Source organism: Acinetobacter sp. LoGeW2-3 (assembly GCF_002688565.1).
In the GTDB taxonomy this organism is placed as follows: Bacteria; Pseudomonadota; Gammaproteobacteria; order Pseudomonadales; family Moraxellaceae; genus Acinetobacter.
On record NZ_CP024011.1, the window covers coordinates 1,052,439 to 1,069,132 of the forward strand.

The 16,694-nt window shown below is 44.9% G+C and carries 11 protein-coding genes and 2 rRNA genes; 8 read left to right on the forward strand and 5 right to left on the reverse strand.

Annotation, left to right across the window (positions count from 1 at the left end):
* Positions 1–15 precede the first annotated feature (15 nt).
* Complete coding sequence (locus BS636_RS05070) at positions 16–822, forward strand: ABC transporter ATP-binding protein (protein ID WP_099337807.1); 807 nt, start codon at positions 16–18, stop codon at positions 820–822.
* A gap of 333 nt (positions 823–1,155) precedes the next feature.
* Positions 1,156–1,791, forward strand: coding sequence for a TetR family transcriptional regulator C-terminal domain-containing protein (locus BS636_RS05075; RefSeq protein ID WP_171266060.1), 636 nt, complete (start codon positions 1,156–1,158; stop codon positions 1,789–1,791).
* Between the two features lie 57 nt (positions 1,792–1,848).
* Here the strand turns inward: BS636_RS05075 and BS636_RS05080 are convergent, their stop codons facing one another.
* On the reverse strand, positions 1,849–2,412 hold the full coding sequence (locus BS636_RS05080; protein WP_099337808.1) for a 5'-nucleosidase: 564 nt from the start codon (positions 2,410–2,412) through the stop codon (positions 1,849–1,851).
* Positions 2,413–2,744: 332 nt separating this feature from the next.
* Between BS636_RS05080 and ribF the strand changes: the two genes are divergently transcribed.
* The 6 genes from ribF to BS636_RS05110 all read left to right on the forward strand — a co-directional run bounded on the left by ribF (position 2,745) and on the right by BS636_RS05110 (position 10,006).
* The gene (gene ribF, locus BS636_RS05085) at positions 2,745–3,746 is read left to right on the forward strand and encodes a bifunctional riboflavin kinase/FAD synthetase (protein WP_099337809.1); all 1,002 of its coding nucleotides are present in this window, start codon (positions 2,745–2,747) and stop codon (positions 3,744–3,746) included.
* Positions 3,747–3,810: 64 nt separating this feature from the next.
* Positions 3,811–6,657 carry an isoleucine--tRNA ligase gene (gene ileS, locus BS636_RS05090; RefSeq protein WP_099337810.1) on the forward strand — a complete coding sequence of 949 codons (2,847 nt, stop codon included), beginning with the start codon at positions 3,811–3,813 and terminating at the stop codon, positions 6,655–6,657.
* Positions 6,650–7,189, forward strand: a complete 540-nt coding sequence (gene lspA, locus BS636_RS05095) for a signal peptidase II (RefSeq protein ID WP_099337811.1) — start codon at positions 6,650–6,652, stop codon at positions 7,187–7,189. The genes ileS and lspA overlap by 8 nt, the downstream gene beginning before the upstream one ends.
* Positions 7,182–7,664, forward strand: coding sequence for an FKBP-type peptidyl-prolyl cis-trans isomerase (locus BS636_RS05100; protein ID WP_099337812.1), 483 nt, complete (start codon positions 7,182–7,184; stop codon positions 7,662–7,664). The genes lspA and BS636_RS05100 overlap by 8 nt, the downstream gene beginning before the upstream one ends.
* Before the next feature lie 131 nt (positions 7,665–7,795).
* Positions 7,796–8,338, forward strand: coding sequence for an NADPH-dependent FMN reductase (locus BS636_RS05105; protein WP_099337813.1), 543 nt, complete (start codon positions 7,796–7,798; stop codon positions 8,336–8,338).
* Between the two features lie 627 nt (positions 8,339–8,965).
* Positions 8,966–10,006 carry a TauD/TfdA family dioxygenase gene (locus tag BS636_RS05110; RefSeq protein WP_099337814.1) on the forward strand — a complete coding sequence of 347 codons (1,041 nt, stop codon included), beginning with the start codon at positions 8,966–8,968 and terminating at the stop codon, positions 10,004–10,006.
* A 77-nt stretch (positions 10,007–10,083) separates the two neighbouring features.
* Here the strand turns inward: BS636_RS05110 and BS636_RS05115 are convergent, their stop codons facing one another.
* The 4 genes from BS636_RS05115 to BS636_RS05130 all read right to left on the reverse strand — a co-directional run bounded on the left by BS636_RS05115 (position 10,084) and on the right by BS636_RS05130 (position 16,592).
* Positions 10,084–11,280 carry a PQQ-dependent sugar dehydrogenase gene (locus BS636_RS05115; protein WP_099337815.1) on the reverse strand — a complete coding sequence of 399 codons (1,197 nt, stop codon included), beginning with the start codon at positions 11,278–11,280 and terminating at the stop codon, positions 10,084–10,086.
* A 139-nt stretch (positions 11,281–11,419) separates the two neighbouring features.
* Entirely contained in the window at positions 11,420–13,222 is a 1,803-nt protein-coding gene (locus BS636_RS05120) for a GGDEF domain-containing protein (RefSeq protein WP_099337816.1), read from the reverse strand.
* Positions 13,223–13,366: 144 nt separating this feature from the next.
* A 5S ribosomal RNA gene (gene rrf, locus BS636_RS05125) occupies positions 13,367–13,481 on the reverse strand.
* A 217-nt stretch (positions 13,482–13,698) separates the two neighbouring features.
* Positions 13,699–16,592 (reverse strand): 23S ribosomal RNA (locus BS636_RS05130).
* Positions 16,593–16,694: the final 102 nt, after the last annotated feature.

A 16,694-nucleotide genomic window follows, 5' to 3' on the forward strand; every position in this document is an offset into this window, starting at 1 on the left:
ATTGAGGAGCATGTGATGACTGATCTCAGCTTAGGGCGTCTCGCCAATGACCAAACTGCACCACAAGACTATGCTGCGGCAGATATCGATCCCCATGCAGTCATCGGTGCCGAAATCATTATTGAACAGCTGCACAAGTTCTATGGCTCGGTTAAGGTTCTCGAAGATCTGGACCTGCATATTCAGCCGGGTGAGTTTCTAGCGATTGTTGGTCGCAGTGGCTGTGGTAAAAGTACTCTACTACGTCTGATTGCCGATCTGGAACAACAGAGCTACGGCGAAATCAAATTCAAGTCGGCGCGTCATATCCGTGAAGGCATTACCGCAGATGATATCCGGGTGATGTTCCAGGATCCACGTCTACTGCCATGGCGTAGCATTGAACAGAATGTGCAACTGGGTTTGCCAAAAGAGCAACATGCCAATGCCTCCAGCATGCTGGAAAAAGTGGGCTTAAAGGAAAAAGCAGGACTATGGCCATCGCAGCTCTCTGGCGGTCAGCGTCAGCGTACTGCTCTGGCACGTGCCCTATCCCATAAGCCACGTATCTTGCTGTTAGATGAACCACTGGGTGCGCTGGATGCCCTGACCCGTCTCGACATGCAGAATCTGATTGAAAAGTTATGGACTGAACAGGGCTTCACTGCCATTTTAGTGACCCATGATGTCAGTGAAGCTGTACAACTTGCAGACCGTATTATCCTGCTGGATAAAGGCCATATTGCCAAAGAGTTCCGTGTGGATCTTCCACGCCCCCGTCAGAAAGGAGTCCAGTTTGCTGAACTGGAGCAGCAAGTCTTGAATGCTGTATTGGCAACCTAAAGAAATCAAACCCGGATTTAGAATCCGGGTTTTTATTTTTGATAGTTGGATATTTCATGAAATTTCATCATGATTAAAACGACAATCAAGCTTAAATATAAAATGTGATGAATTTGGCATTTAGCAAATTAACTTCTCTATAATGAAAGACTTCAAAATAATTTAAGTCTTTTCAAAAGCTTGATTTTTATACTGAGATTCGCTAGTTTCCTAGAGATTACATAGTTGATCTACAGAATAAATCATCATTATTCAAAAAATTAGACTTCTACTTTGTGCACAAATCTGATGATTTGCCGTACAATTCAATATTCCCCTTTTTTAATTGTTTTTATATTGCTGATGGAACAAAAAAAGAGTACTCAAAAGCGCAACCAGCTGCTCAGTGCCGCTCTAGACGTTTTTTCCCTATATGGTTTTAGTGGGGCAAGTCTGGACGAAATCGCACAAATTGCAGAAATGCATAAATCCAATATTTTCTATTACTATGAAAATAAAGAAGCTCTCTATGTAGAGGTGTTAACTACGGTTCTACAAAAGTGGCTTGCACCATTGCAAACGCTTGAAGCCGAGCTTGAACCGGAAGAAGCGATCACCAATTATCTGATGCAGAAAATTGAAGTGTCACGCACGCAACCGAAAGCCTCTCGTCTGTTCGCATTGGAAGTCATTCAAGGTGCACCACATATTCTTGAGATTCTGAAAGGTCCACTGAAGAAATTGGTAAAACGTAAAGCCAAAGTCATCAGTAACTGGCAGGAACAAGGCAAGATTTCTAAAGATATCGACCCTGAACTGCTGATCCTGAATATCTGGGCAGTGACACAGAACTATGCCGACTTCGCCACCCAGATGGAAATGGTGACCGGCAAAACTCTGCGCAACCGCAGCATGCAGCAGCGTGTAATTCAACATACGGTGCACATGATGCTTTACGGCGTAATACCGCGCCCTGAACAAAACGCATAAGTTTTGCTTGGCATACGACCATAGTGATTATGGCCGCCAAACCGGTCTTTGACCTTATTATTTTAACATCTGATATAAAAACAACAGTTTTTGAGCGCCTAACAATAAGTTTTCCTCCCAGTCGAGATGCGCTGTGTCATTGGCACCATCGGTAATGTATTTCACAGAAATCAGGCGTACACCGAGTTTCTTGCATACCTTGGCCAGTGCATAGCCTTCCATGTCGACCAGTTGGCAGGGCACTTTCGGTTGTCCTGTTTCGAAGCTATCCCCGGTTCCGCAAATCCCCTTAGGCAAATGATCAAAGAAAGGCTCAAGCTCAATTGCTCCCGGGAAATGCTGATCCATGGGTGTTACCCCGACTTCAAAACCGAGGGGTGATACATCCATATCTCGCTGTACGAACTGACTCACTTCGACCAGCGCATGCGCATCAAAATGTGAACTGCCTGCCGTACCCAGGTTCAATAACGTCTTGCAACCGGTTTTCTGAATCACGTCAAAGGCCTTAAAGGCTGCATTCACCTTACCAATGCCGCTGTAATGCACATCAATGCCTTCTGCTTCAAATAAGCCTTTGGATTCATTCGGTAAGGCCATGATCAGTGCATGTTCAGACATCGGATTTTCACTTTAATTTTAAAATAACCAGATTATTAAAAGATAAACACGTCAGCGCTGCAAATGAAAAATCGATTTCTGCTCTGTAGAAAATGATCTCTCCTACTGACTAGAAGTCGTATTTAAACTGTCAGCAAAGTAGAAATATCTCAGATTTGAGGAATAGAAAAGAAAGAAGAATTATTGATTAATTTTTATTTCATTCAGCTGATTAAGCTTCTGGCTTAAGATTTTCCAGTAAAAGATATTGCATAAAAACACAACAACAAGACGAAACCTAAAGATTATGGCAATATATAGCCTCTTCGAATTTCCAAGCACCTGATTCGCCCATGAAGCTGCTCCGTCTAAATGCCTTATCGTCTCGCACAGAGTTACCCAAAACGGTGGTTACCATTGGTAATTTTGACGGCGTGCATTTAGGTCATCAGGTCATGATCAAACAGCTCAAAGCCGTTGCAGAACAGCAGCAGCTCAAAAGCGTGGTGATGATCTTTGAACCGCAGCCACTAGAATACTTCAAAGGTTATGAGGCCCCACCCCGTATTTCTTCCTTACGAGAAAAGGTGGAATACCTGACAGAACTGGGTGTGGACTATATTGCCGTGGCGAAATTTGATGAAACTTTCCGGAGCCTCAGCGCAGAACAATTTGCCGAGATTCTCAAAGACAAACTCAATGCCGAGCATCTGGTGCTGGGTGATGATTTTCACTTTGGTAAACACCGCCAAGGCAATAGCGAATTCTTACGTAACTACGGCTTCCAGGTCACCAATTTAGAGACCGTAGCGTTGGACGGCGAACGTGTCAGTTCAACCCGTATCCGTCAGACTTTACAGGCCGGCGATCTTGCGCTGGCGGCCAAATTACTCGGTCGTCCTTATAGCATCACAGGCCGTGTGCAATATGGCGATCAGATCGGTCGTACCATTGATTTCCCAACCATTAATGTGCGCCTGAACCGTCATAAACCGTGTCTGCATGGCATTTACGGTGTGGAAGTGGTCTGTGAAACCGAATCATTAAAAGATAAAGCACTCGCTGGCGATCCAAGCAAAAAAGGCATTGCTGGCTATGACCCAACCGGTCTGTTTGGTGCCGGACATGTCGGTACCCGCCCGGCCATCCAACAGGAACAACCAGAATGGCGATTAGAAGTACATTTCCCTGATGTTTCTGCTAATCTGTATGGCCTGTTGATGCGGGTGACATTCTTAAACTATTTGCATGGCGAAAAGAATTATCCTTCGCTTGAAGCCCTAAAAGCCGGAATTGATGACGATGTCGAAAAACTCCTTGAGTTTCGTCGAAATCACCCCACATTTCCCTTTTAATACCTCGTATTTTTATTGTAAAACGTGTCTGTCAAATGACAGATTGAATTGGAAGACAACTTGCATGAGCGATAAGCAAACTCCTGAAAATGCAGTGGATTACAAAGCCACGCTAAACCTCCCAGGTACTGACTTTGCAATGAAGGCAAATCTGGCAGTACGTGAAGCGAAATGGTTAGAAGAGTGGTATGCCGACAACATTTATCAGCAGATTCGTGCGTCGCGTATTGGCAAGAAAAAATATGTGCTTCATGACGGCCCTCCATATGCCAACGGTCAAATCCACTTAGGCCATGCGGTAAATAAAGTCCTGAAAGACATCATCATTAAAAGCCGCATTATGGATGGCTTTGATGCACCGTATGTGCCGGGCTGGGACTGTCACGGTCTTCCAATCGAACTAAAAGTAGAAGAAAAAGTCGGTAAAGTTGGCGTGAAGGTTGATGCTTCGACTTTCCGTAAAGCTTGCCGTGAATATGCGTATACGCAAGTTGAATTACAGAAAAAAGACTTCGTGCGTATGGGTGTGTTCGGTGACTGGGATAACCCTTACCTGACCATGAACTTCAAACAGGAAGCGGATATTGTTCGTTCACTGGGTGCGATTGCCAAAGCGGGTCACATCGAGCCAGGTCTGAAACCGGTAAACTGGTGTCTGGACTGTGGATCATCTCTGGCTGAAGCAGAAGTTGAATACGAAGACAAAAAATCAGATGCCATCGACGTTGGCTTTAGTGTTGTAGATCTTGCAGATCTGTCTGCACGTCTTGGTGTTGAAGTTACTGATGCTACAGATATCGTGATCTGGACCACAACACCTTGGACACTTCCTGCGAACCAGGCTGTTGCCCTGCACGCTGAAATTGAATACCAACTGGTTAAAGCACGTGGCGAAGAAAAAGCGGAACAAAACTTCATCCTGGCTAAAGATCTGGTTGAATCTGCAACTGAACGTTATGGCTTTAACAGTGTTGAAGTGATTGCTGATTTTGCTGGTGCCAAACTTGAAAATCTGGTTTTACAGCATCCTTTAATTGCAGATCGCCAAGTGCCTGTAATCTTGGGCGAACACGTGATTGCAACCAGCGGTACTGGTGCGGTACATACTGCCCCTGGCCACGGTGTGGACGACTATAAAGTTGGCTTGCTGTACAACCTGAAAGTAGACAATCCTGTCGGTGGTAACGGTGTGTATTTACCAACGTCTCCACTGTTTGCAGGCGAACACATCTACAAAGCCAATCCAAAAATTATTGCGGCATTGGGTGAAGCCAATAAGCTATGGGCACATAAGCCAATCAAACATAGTTACCCACACTGCTGGCGCCATAAAACTCCAATTATCTTCCGTGCGACACCACAATGGTTCATCAGCATGGATGCCAAAGGCTTACGTCAAGGTGCATTGAATGCGATCGAAAATAAGATCAGCTTCGTGCCAGATTGGGGTAAAAACCGTATCCAGGCGATGATTGAAGGTCGTCCAGACTGGTGTATTTCACGTCAACGTACTTGGGGTGTGCCAATTCCATTCTTCGTACATAAAGATACCAATGAGCTGCATCCACGTACCCCTGAACTGATCGAAGAAGTGGCAAAACTGATCGAACAGGAAGGTATTGATGGCTGGTATAACCGTGAAGCCAAAGACTTCATCGGTGATGATGCTGAACAATACAATGCAGTACGCGATACATTAGACGTATGGTTTGACTCTGGTACAACCCATTACGCAGTACTTCGTGAACGTGAAGAGTTACAAGATCCGGCTGACCTTTATTTAGAAGGTTCGGATCAACATCGTGGCTGGTTCCAGTCTTCATTACTGACTTCTATGGCAATCAATGAACGTGCGCCATATAAAGGTCTGTTGACTCACGGCTTCGTGGTAGATGAAAAAGGCCGCAAGATGTCTAAGTCGATCGGTAACGTGATTACACCACAAGACATCATTAAAGATATGGGTGCGGATGGTCTGCGTTTCTGGATTGCATCTTCAGATTACCGTTATGAAATGACAGCGGGTAAAGAAATCTTTAGCCGTGCGTCTGATGGTTATCGTCGTATCCGTAACACCCTGCGCTTCCTGTTAGCGAACCTAAATGGTTTCAAACCGTCTACAGATGCCTTGCCAGTGGATCAATTGATTGCATTGGATCAATACATCTTGCAACGTGCAGCTGAGGTTCAGAAAACTGTTCAGCAAGCCTATGAAGATATGAACTTCCATATCGTGACCAGCGCACTGACTAACTTCTGTATTAATGACCTCGGTGGTTTCTACCTGGATATCATCAAAGACCGTCAGTACACCACCAAAGCGGATTCTCAAGCACGTCATTCTGCACAAACTACGTTGTATCACTTGGTACAAGCCTTTGTCCGTTGGATGGCACCAATCTTGAGTTTTACGGCACAAGAAGCTTGGCCACTGATTCCTGAGCAATCAGAGAAATATGTGTTTACGGCTGAATGGTATGACATTCCAGTAGCATCTACTGCGAACTTAGTGACAGAAGCTGAATGGCAAACCCTGATTTCAGTGAAATCTGCTGTGAACAAGTTTATTGAAGCGGCGCGTACAGCAAAAACTGTCGGTTCGAATCTATCTGCCAAAGTTGAACTTTGGGCGAATGATGAGCTGAAAGCGGTACTGGACAAACTGGGTGATGAACTGCGTTTCGTTCTGATTACCTCTCAAGTAATCGTAAATGGCTTTGATGCTGCTCAAGGTGAAGCATCAGATCTTGAAGGTCTGAATGTGAAAGTTTCTGCGGCAGACGGCGAGAAATGCGTACGTTGCTGGCACGTGCTTCCTGATGTGAACACGCATGCATCGCACCCAGGTTTATGTGGCCGCTGTATCATTAACCTTCCTACAGGCCAAGGCGAAGAGAGAAAATATGCCTAATCCACAACAAAAAAAGGGCTTGTTCCAGTTCTATCCCCACAATCTGTGGTGGTTAGGTCTGACTATTGTTTCCATTATTCTAGATCAATGGACCAAATGGATTGCGACTACTAGTCTGAATTATGCAGATCCAGTGCCAGTCCTGCCCTTTTTAAATTGGACATTACTGCATAACTATGGCGCAGCCTTTAGTTTTCTGTCCGATGCCGGTGGATGGCAACGTTATTTCTTTACCTCGCTGGCAGCGCTGGTGTCTGTGATTTTCGTGTTCTGGCTGATGCGTATGCCAAAGAATATGAAAGTCTTGCCTTTGGCCGTTGCCCTGATTCTGGGTGGCGCCATCGGCAATCTGATTGACCGTGTTTCTCTCGGCTATGTGGTCGATTTTATTCACGTCTATTATCAGAACAGCCACTTCCCTGCCTTTAACCTCGCAGATAGTGCCATTACCCTTGGTACCATTCTGCTGCTGATCGATACGTTTTTCCTGGAAAAACACCGAATTCAACGTGCACAGGCGAACAATGACTGATTTTATTAATCCTAACGAGGAAACTCGTATTGAAGCTGGCGCTAAAGTCGAGCTTCATTTCTCAGTAGCCATTGAAAATGGCGTTGAAATTGACAATACCCGTAGCCGTGCTGAACCCGTTAGTTTGGTGATGGGTGATGGCAGCTTGCTGCCAGGCTTTGAAAAAGCCCTGTTTGGTTTACGTGCAGGTGACCGTCGTACCGTCAGTCTTCCTCCTGAAGATGCTTTCGGTCCATGGAATCCTGAAAATGTACAAAAATTTGATACGGTGAAATTTGGCGAACGCCCAATCGAAGGTCACATGATCGAGTTTGAAGATAAAGCTAAACAAAGCCTGTATGGCGTGGTGAAAACTGTCGGTGATGACATCACTGAAGTGGACTTTAATCACCCGCTGGCTGGCAAAAACATTACTTTTGAAGTCGAAATCTTTAAAGTGACCCCAGCCGGTCAACAAGGTGTGAAATTGATGTAAGCATCAGTTCACGACAAAAAGCGCCTTCGGGCGCTTTTTTTATGGTCCAGATATTAAGATACAAATCATGCCTATTCATCCCTGCTCATTCTGATTAATTTAAATTTAGTGAAGTAGAACAGGATAATAAGATGAAGATTTACATTATTGTAGGTAGTGTTCGCGAAGGACGCGTTGCGATTAAAGTCGCTGACTGGATCTTTAAACAAATTAAAACCTATCACTTCAGTACCGTTGAAGCTGAAATTGTCGATCTGAAAGAATGGGAGCTGCCAATATTTGCTGGCTCACATCCACCACTCACCGGTATTTATGACCAGCCGAAACAACAGGAATGGGCCGATTTTATTGCACTTGCAGATGCTATTATTTTTGTTAGTCCGGAATACAACCATGGCTACAGCCCGGCCCTAAAAAATGCCCTGGATTATCTGGGCAAGGAATGGCAAGGGAAACCGGCTGCTTATGTCGGATATGGTGCGACCAATGGCTCGCGTTCTATTGATCAGATCCGCCAGGTCGGTACACAGCTCGGCCTCGTAGATACCAATGCAGTGATCGAAATTCGTGACATTTTTAGTCGTGCAAAGGACTACACCTTTGAAGGCAATGAGTTTGATAATAAAACCCTGAGAGCCGTGGTGGATAAACTGATCCAGTATGTCAGCGCATAAGTTGCAGCCGACAGCCACGTCCGTTTTAGCTTACAAGCGAAGCAGAGATCACTGCTATTTGCTTAAAAACATGCACGCTATATTAGAGTCACAACCGGACAGGATGTCCACCCGCGATACAAGAATAAGAAAAAGCGCATCACAACAGGAAGTTGCCAGATCCGACAGGAGTTAGATCTTCACAGCAAATCCAGAAGGCCTCGACAGGATGTCGAGGCCTTTTACTTTTTAGGGCTTCTATAAGCTTAAAAACTCACATACCCTGCTGTAAAATTCAGCACCCCTGTACGCTGTGGCGCACAAGCATTGCGGAGAATTGAGGCTATACCGAACCCACACTTCCGCTTATAGTAAAGACATACAGGACAGGATGTCTTGAAGAATAAAAAACAATAAATGCAGCAGGAAGCTGATCGGTATGACAGGAGTTATACCTTGTAAATGAATCTGGAAAAGCCCTGACAGGATGTCAGGGCTTTTTCTTTTCATTCGTCGTAAAAACTAAAAATGATAGCACTCGGTTCAGTGAAATATAGTACAAATAGGCACAACAAATCGTTCAAGGTTTGAACAATAAAAAAACAATGCTTAGGGATATAAGCACAATAATAAAAAGAGTATGCCAACATGCACATCCAACAATCTTTTTTACATGATTATGCTAAAGTTTTTCAATCGCTTGATCCTTTAGCCAAAGCAGAAGATCTGGCTCAATATATCTCTATCCATCGTGATGAATTAATGCAGCAACTTCATCAACATGGCATTTTGTTGTTCCGTGGTTTTAATATTGAAAATCCGGAGCAGTTTAATGAAATTGTAGAACAGCATTTAAAATTTGAAGCATGGAATGCATTTAATCCGAATCTACCGGGTTGGGTAGCCTCATGGATGCGCAAGTACACTGAAAAACTTTTAGGTGCAGGCGATTACCGTCGTTATATCGATCGTAATACCGTGCAGTTGGGACCAGTCGAAAACTCGGTACAAGGCCCGCATGTCGAAGGTGGCGTGCGTTCAGAGCGATCTCGCTACATCACTTTATATTGTCAGGAACCTTCTTCTTATTTGGCTGAAACAGGTTTTAATAACCTTGAGAAAGTTTGGGAAAATTTCCCTGAATCCATCAAACAAAAATACCTCGGTGCCTGGAATCATTTTTCCTATACATCAGCACGTAAATTAAATTTTATTGATAAAATTTTATTGAAAAAAAGCCCATTTACCTTAGAAATATTACCCAACAAAAAAGGTAAACTGATTTTGCAACGCTCTCCTCTTGTCGTCATTCATCCTCAAAGCCAAAAGCAGGTGATTCAACCCTGGGCTTTTGCAAACAATACCAATCCCTTTGCACATCAAGCAGCTAAAAAATGTTTTGAAAATCGTGGTGAGATCGATATCGATTCAACGGCTGGCGGCATGCAGCTCAATTGGGAAATTTATGATGTGTCAGGTAAACAAATAGAATGGAATGATCAAGAAAAACAGGAGTTTTTTGATGCCATGTATCAGGATGCTTTATTGCTCCAATGGCAAAAAGGCGATTTTGCGATTGTCGATAATATTAAAATTGCCCACTGGCGCATGAATGGTGAACAAGGCAATCGCAAGCTCATTCAAATTCAGGCCAATGCTTTTAATGCTGATGATCACTACGCTGCATAATTCAATAAAATGAATGACCTGAATATTTTTAAAAACTCCCCCACTTTAATGAGGGAGTTTTAAATTAAAAGATAGAACTATTGAGCAGTCAGTTTTAATAGCCTGGCTTGAGGACCATCTTCAATTACCCAGATGCCACCATCCTGAGCCTGCACTACGCCACGAATACGCGCTTTCATATCTAGTCTTTGGACTTCTTTCGCGGATTGCTGCGCTGTATCTACAATGATAATCGCCTTGGAAGACAGCCCTGTAGCAATGGCTTTATTCTGCCATTGTGGGAATACAGAGCCAGTATAGAACATTAAAGAGGATGGCGAGATCACCGGTGTCCAATCCAATACAGGAGCTTCAAATTCAGGTCGGGTGCTATGATCTGGAATCGGCTTGCCATCATAATGATCACCATTCGAGACAATCGGATAACCATAATTCTTGCCCTTAAGGACTTTATTCAGCTCATCACCACCTTTTGGCCCCATTTCAATCACCCAGAGCTGTCCTTGTGGATCAAAAGCCAATCCCAATGGATTTCGGTGACCCAAACTCCAGATTTGCTTGGCAATCTCACCCTGATTCATAAAAGGATTATCCTGCGGAATCGAACCATCAGCATTGAGGCGGATAATCTTACCGGCATTAGATTTCATATCCTGTGCAGGATCGAACTGTTGACGCTCACCTGAGCTGATCCAGAGCTTGCCATCTGAACCAAAGACGATCCGGTGTCCATAGTGGCCTTGGCCTGAAGAAAACTTCGGCACTTGAGTCCAGATTTTTTCAATTTGCGTGAGTTGCGGTGTGCTCTGCTTTAAATCTAGCTTGCTACGAACCACTACCGCACCATAACCACCCTGACCTTGCTCAGCGTAACTCAGGTAAATCCATGGATTATTGGCGAAGTCAGGATGCAGCGCGACATCACCCAGGCCTCCCTGACCGCCATAGGCCACTTTTGGAATACCTTTAACTTCAGTCTTTTTCTTTGTTTGTGGATCAAACAGATACAACCTGCCTTTACGCTCGGTAACCAGCAGACGACCATCATTTAATGGTGCTATCGCCCACGGTTCATTAAACTGGGCGATATTATTCACTTTATAGGCTTGCTGCACCTGTGTAGAAGAGGATGAAGCTACGGATTGAGAAGCGGGCTTTACCGGCTCTGGACTGTTATTTTGTTCCTGCGAAGTATTATTCTGTGCATGACAGGCAGTCAGGCTATAAGGGATAAAGCCTAAACACAATATTGCTGCGAGATGAACCTGTTTCATTGTTATTCTGCGTACTTATTAACATGGATAACCCACAATTTAGCATCCCTGACGCTGGCTAAAAGCATAAAAAGGTTAGAAATCGTAAACAGAAATCATCCAAAGCCAGTTTAGTTAAGCAATGATCGTACTAAAACCATCATTTAATGCAGGCTGAATCTCGCTGCACTTTTGCCTGATATAACTGCTGATCGGCAGTTTTCAGTAAGCGATCGACATTTCTATAGATATGTTCTGCATCCATGACTGCTGCACCGACACTAATACTAATCCAGGTTTTCTCATCAGCACGATTAGCATGTTCAATATTTTGTTGACGAATCACCTGACACAGTTGCTGGGCAAATGCTTCAGCTTCCTGCCAGGAAATTTCTGGCAAGATAACCGCAAATTCTTCACCACCATAACGTGCCAAGAAGCCATTTTCAGGCAAAATCTGCTGAATAGTCTGAACCAATGTTTTTAAAATATAGTCCCCTTTGAGGTGACCATAATAATCATTGTAATTTTTAAAATAATCCACATCGATCATAAAAAAGGCCAGTGAACTGTGATTTTCTAAGGCCTGCTCATACTGTTGCTGGATCTGCTCATTCAGGGCAAAACGGTTATAGGCACCGGTGAGAGAATCCAGACGCACCTGCTCTGCCAGCTTTTGATTGAGCAGGCTAATATCGCGGGTGCGTTCCTGTACTTTCTGATCCAGTTGCTTATTCCAACGGATCAATTTCTGATTCAGCACCTCAGTATTGATGCTTTGTACCGCATAATCACGACTGAGCTGGAAAGTAATTAAAATAAAATAGATACAAGAGGTATAAAACCCAATTTCAACCGAATCAATTACTTTTAATGCCAACAAATAATCATGCAGGAAGGTCAGACAGACCAGCAACACGGCAATAGAATTGACCTTCGAATAACGCATATGCGATTTATGCATGCGATACGCCGCATAAAGCAGATTGATAAAAACCAGGATCGCAATACTAAAGCTTTGAAAAAAGAAGCTCTGGAAAGTATAAGGCTGTGCAAACAGCGTAACGGCTACATTCAAACAAATAATCGCTACTGTAATTTTTAGTAGATAAGGATTTAGCAGTCGATAAGGCAATAAATAGATATAGATCAGGAAGAACAGACAAGCCAGTTCGGTCAGCAGATATTCGAAACGTGTTCCCCATACCCAAGAAATATCCGTAAATAGCGTATAAATAAACGGTACTGCAAAGAAGCTACGTAAACTTAAACACAGGATAAACAAGCCTAAAAATAGCAGCAGATTACCCGCTTGCGTGCGGACACTACGGAACATGGCGAAGAACACCATAAAACTGCCAATCATGAGCAGGACACCACTCACAACGCTTAAAGGAATGACCTGACCATAAAATTTATCCAGAATCGGACGATTAAAACCAATCAATATACTGTTTTCCAACCCGCCACGGATATGGTGAAAACTTGAAGCCTGAATGGTAATCGTCACTTCGCGCTGTGACGGAAAAAAAGATGCCAGTTTAGGGGCCATCATGGTCTGGTGTTGGTCGGATGTCCCCACCTTCCCCACTTCAATCAACAGGTGATCATCGACATACATTCGATAAGCACCATACTGATAAGGCACATAGATATACACGGCATGAGAAAGAGCAGATTCGGGTAAGCGAAAGGTTTTCTGGAAAGTGCCAATATGGTCTTTATGACCTGTTAAAGTCAGAAAAGAATTTGGTAATTGAACTTTTTCTACATTATTGTTATTTGAAGAGAGCGTTTTATTAACAGATGTAGGATCAATCAGCTGACCCGGATAAAAATCCCACTCTCCATCCAAATTCACATTCTGTTGCTGGGTAAAATGAAGATCGGTAACCGCATAAAGCTGACTATGGATCAGGCTGAGCCATATGAACAGGAGGGCTTGAATCAGGATCTGCTGCATACGACACAAAGAAGAAACATTATATTATTAGTATAACATTTTACTGTTGAGCAGCGTTTAATCGGCAGCAAAAAGGCGATGAATAAAGATAAAAAACAGCCATAAAAAAAGCCCCCTGGCTAGCAGAGGGCTTTTGGAATAATGAGCTGGCGATGACTTACTCTCACATGGGAAACCCCACACTACCATCAGCGCTAAGAGGTTTCACTTCTGAGTTCGGGAAGGGATCAGGTGGTTCACTCTTGCTATGGTCGCCAGCACAACTGGTATGCTTACTCGCTATGGTCTTAACTACGTTGCTTGCGCTTCGTTTGCCTAGCTTTCTTCAAATAGAATTCATTAACAGATGTATCTGAGTTGTCGTAGTTTGCGCTTTAGCGTTCACTAAATCAAGTTTTTGTCTGATCGTTAGATCAATATGAAATCAATTGATGCTCACTTCTTTCGAAGTTCGTATACAACTGCTTGGGTGTTGTATAGTCAAGCCTCACGAGCAATTAGTATTGGTCAGCTTCATGCATCACTGCACTTCCACATCCAACCTATCAACGTCGTAGTCTTCAACGGCTCTTTAGTGGACATAAAGTCCAAGGGAAATCTTATCTTGAGGTAGGCTTCCCGCTTAGATGCTTTCAGCGGTTATCCCTTCCGAACATAGCTACCCGGCGATGCGACTGGCGTCACAACCGGTACACCAGAGGTTCGTCCACTCTGGTCCTCTCGTACTAGGAGCAGATCCTCTCAAATTTCCAGCGCCCACGGTAGATAGGGACCGAACTGTCTCACGACGTTCTAAACCCAGCTCGCGTACCTCTTTAAATGGCGAACAGCCATACCCTTGGGACCTGCTTCAGCCCCAGGATGAGATGAGCCGACATCGAGGTGCCAAACACCGCCGTCGATATGAACTCTTGGGCGGTATCAGCCTGTTATCCCCAGAGTACCTTTTATCCGTTGAGCGATGGCCCTTCCATACAGAACCACCGGATCACTAAGACCTACTTTCGTACCTGCTCGACTTGTGGGTCTCGCAGTTAAGCGCGCTTTTGCCTTTATACTCTACGCGTGATTTCCGACCACGCTGAGCGCACCTTCGTACTCCTCCGTTACTCTTTAGGAGGAGACCGCCCCAGTCAAACTACCCACCAGACATGGTCCTCGTCCCGGATAACGGGACAGAGTTAGAACCTCAATATTACCAGGGTGGTATTTCAAGGACGGCTCCATGGCAACTAGCGTCGCCACTTCAAAGCCTCCCACCTATCCTACACAAGTAAGATCAAAGTTCAATGTCAAGCTGCAGTAAAGGTTCACGGGGTCTTTCCGTCTAGCCGCGGGTACACCGCATCTTCACGGCGAATTCGATTTCACTGAGCCTCTGCTGGAGACAGCGCCCCCATCATTATGCCATTCGTGCAGGTCGGAACTTACCCGACAAGGAATTTCGCTACCTTAGGACCGTTATAGTTACGGCCGCCGTTTACTGGGGCTTCGATCAATAGCTTCGCTTGCGCTAACCACATCAATTAACCTTCCAGCACCGGGCAGGCATCACACCCTATACGTCCACTTTCGTGTTTGCAGAGTGCTATGTTTTTAATAAACAGTTGCAGGGGCCTGGTTTCTGAGGCTGCCAACAGCTCAAGGAGCAAGTCCTATCACCGCCGGCAGCGTACCTTCTCCCGAAGTTACGGTACCATTTTGCCTAGTTCCTTCAGCAGAGTTCTCTCAAGCGCTTTGGTCTACTCGACCTGACCACCTGTGTCGGTTTCGGGTACGATTCCTGTTTAACTGAAGCTTAGAGACTTTTCCTGGAAGTATGGTATCAGCCACTTCACTGTACAAGTACAGCTTGCTATCAACTCTCAGCATAGAGCACCCCGGATTTGCCTAAGATGCATGCCTACAGTCTTCCACCTGGACAACCAACGCCAGGCTGACTTAACCTTCTCCGTCCTCTCATCGCATTAAACAGAAGTATTGGAATATTAACCAATTTCCCATCGACTACGCCTCTCGGCCTCGCCTTAGGGGTCGACTCACCCAGCCCCGATTAACGTTGGACTGGAACCCTTGGTCTTTCAGCGAACGGGTTTTTCACCCGTTTTGTCGTTACTCACGTCAGCATTCGCACTTCTGATACCTCCAGCAGACTTCTCAATCCACCTTCATCGGCTTACAGAACGCTCCCCTACCACTTGCAATAAATTGCAAATCCGCAGCTTCGGCATATAGTTTTAGCCCCGTTACATCTTCCGCGCAGGCCGACTCGACTAGTGAGCTATTACGCTTTCTTTAAAGGGTGGCTGCTTCTAAGCCAACCTCCTAGCTGTCTATGCCTTCCCACATCGTTTCCCACTTAACTATAATTTAGGGGCCTTAGCTGGCGGTCTGGATTGTTTTCCTCTTGACTACGGACGTTAGCACCCGCAGTCTGTCTCCCGGATAGTACTCATTGGTATTCGGAGTTTGCATCGGTTTGGTAAGTCGGGATGACCCCCTAGCCGAAACAGTGCTCTACCCCCAATGGTATTCGTCCGAGGCGCTACCTAAATAGCTTTCGGGGAGAACCAGCTATCACCGAGTTTGATTAGCCTTTCACCCCTATCCACAAGTCATCCCCTGGCTTTTCAACGACAGTGGGTTCGGTCCTCCAGTCAGTGTTACCTAACCTTCAACCTGCTCATGGATAGATCACCCGGTTTCGGGTCTATACCCAGCAACTAAACGCCCTATTAAGACTCGGTTTCCCTACGGCTCCCCTATACGGTTAACCTCGCTACTGAATATAAGTCGCTGACCCATTATACAAAAGGTACGCAGTCACCACTTGACGTGGCTCCCACTGCTTGTATGCATGCGGTTTCAGGATCTATTTCACTCCCCTCACAGGGGTTCTTTTCGCCTTTCCCTCACGGTACTGGTTCACTATCGGTCAGTCAGGAGTATTTAGCCTTGGAGGATGGTCCCCCCATATTCAGACAAGGTTTCACGTGCCTCGCCCTACTCGACATCATCATATCAGCCCTTTCGTGTACAGGACTATCACCCACTATGGTCGCACTTCCCAGAGCGTTCCACTAAAACTGATATGACTTAATGGGCTGTTCCCCGTTCGCTCGCCGCTACTGAGGGAATCTCAATTGATTTCTTTTCCTAAGGGTACTGAGATGTTTCACTTCCCCTCGTTCGCCTCATTAACCTATGTATTCAGTTAATGATACCTACCTTATGGTAAGTGGGTTTCCCCATTCAGAAATCTCCGGATCACAGGATATTTGCCGCCTCCCCGGAGCTTTTCGCAGGCTATCACGTCTTTCTTCGCCTCTGACTGCCAAGGCATCCACCACATGCACTTAATTACTTGACTATACAACCCCAAACAGTCGCTCGTACCTACAAGTAGTACTTCGCGTTGCGAACTTAATCGCCACAGTTAGAGTTTCATGAACTTAATCACTGTACAGCTTCA

Coding starts and splice junctions, on each gene's coding strand:
- BS636_RS05115 (WP_099337815.1), bottom strand. CDS start 11,280: ATGAAACAGGTTCATCTCGCAGCAATATTGTGTTTAGGCTTTATCCCT.
- BS636_RS05100 (WP_099337812.1), top strand. CDS start 7,182: ATGACTGATTTTATTAATCCTAACGAGGAAACTCGTATTGAAGCTGGC.
- ileS (WP_099337810.1), top strand. CDS start 3,811: ATGAGCGATAAGCAAACTCCTGAAAATGCAGTGGATTACAAAGCCACG.
- BS636_RS05080 (WP_099337808.1), bottom strand. CDS start 2,412: ATGTCTGAACATGCACTGATCATGGCCTTACCGAATGAATCCAAAGGC.
- BS636_RS05120 (WP_099337816.1), bottom strand. CDS start 13,222: ATGCAGCAGATCCTGATTCAAGCCCTCCTGTTCATATGGCTCAGCCTG.
- lspA (WP_099337811.1), top strand. CDS start 6,650: ATGCCTAATCCACAACAAAAAAAGGGCTTGTTCCAGTTCTATCCCCAC.
- BS636_RS05105 (WP_099337813.1), top strand. CDS start 7,796: ATGAAGATTTACATTATTGTAGGTAGTGTTCGCGAAGGACGCGTTGCG.
- ribF (WP_099337809.1), top strand. CDS start 2,745: ATGAAGCTGCTCCGTCTAAATGCCTTATCGTCTCGCACAGAGTTACCC.
- BS636_RS05110 (WP_099337814.1), top strand. CDS start 8,966: ATGCACATCCAACAATCTTTTTTACATGATTATGCTAAAGTTTTTCAA.
- BS636_RS05070 (WP_099337807.1), top strand. CDS start 16: ATGACTGATCTCAGCTTAGGGCGTCTCGCCAATGACCAAACTGCACCA.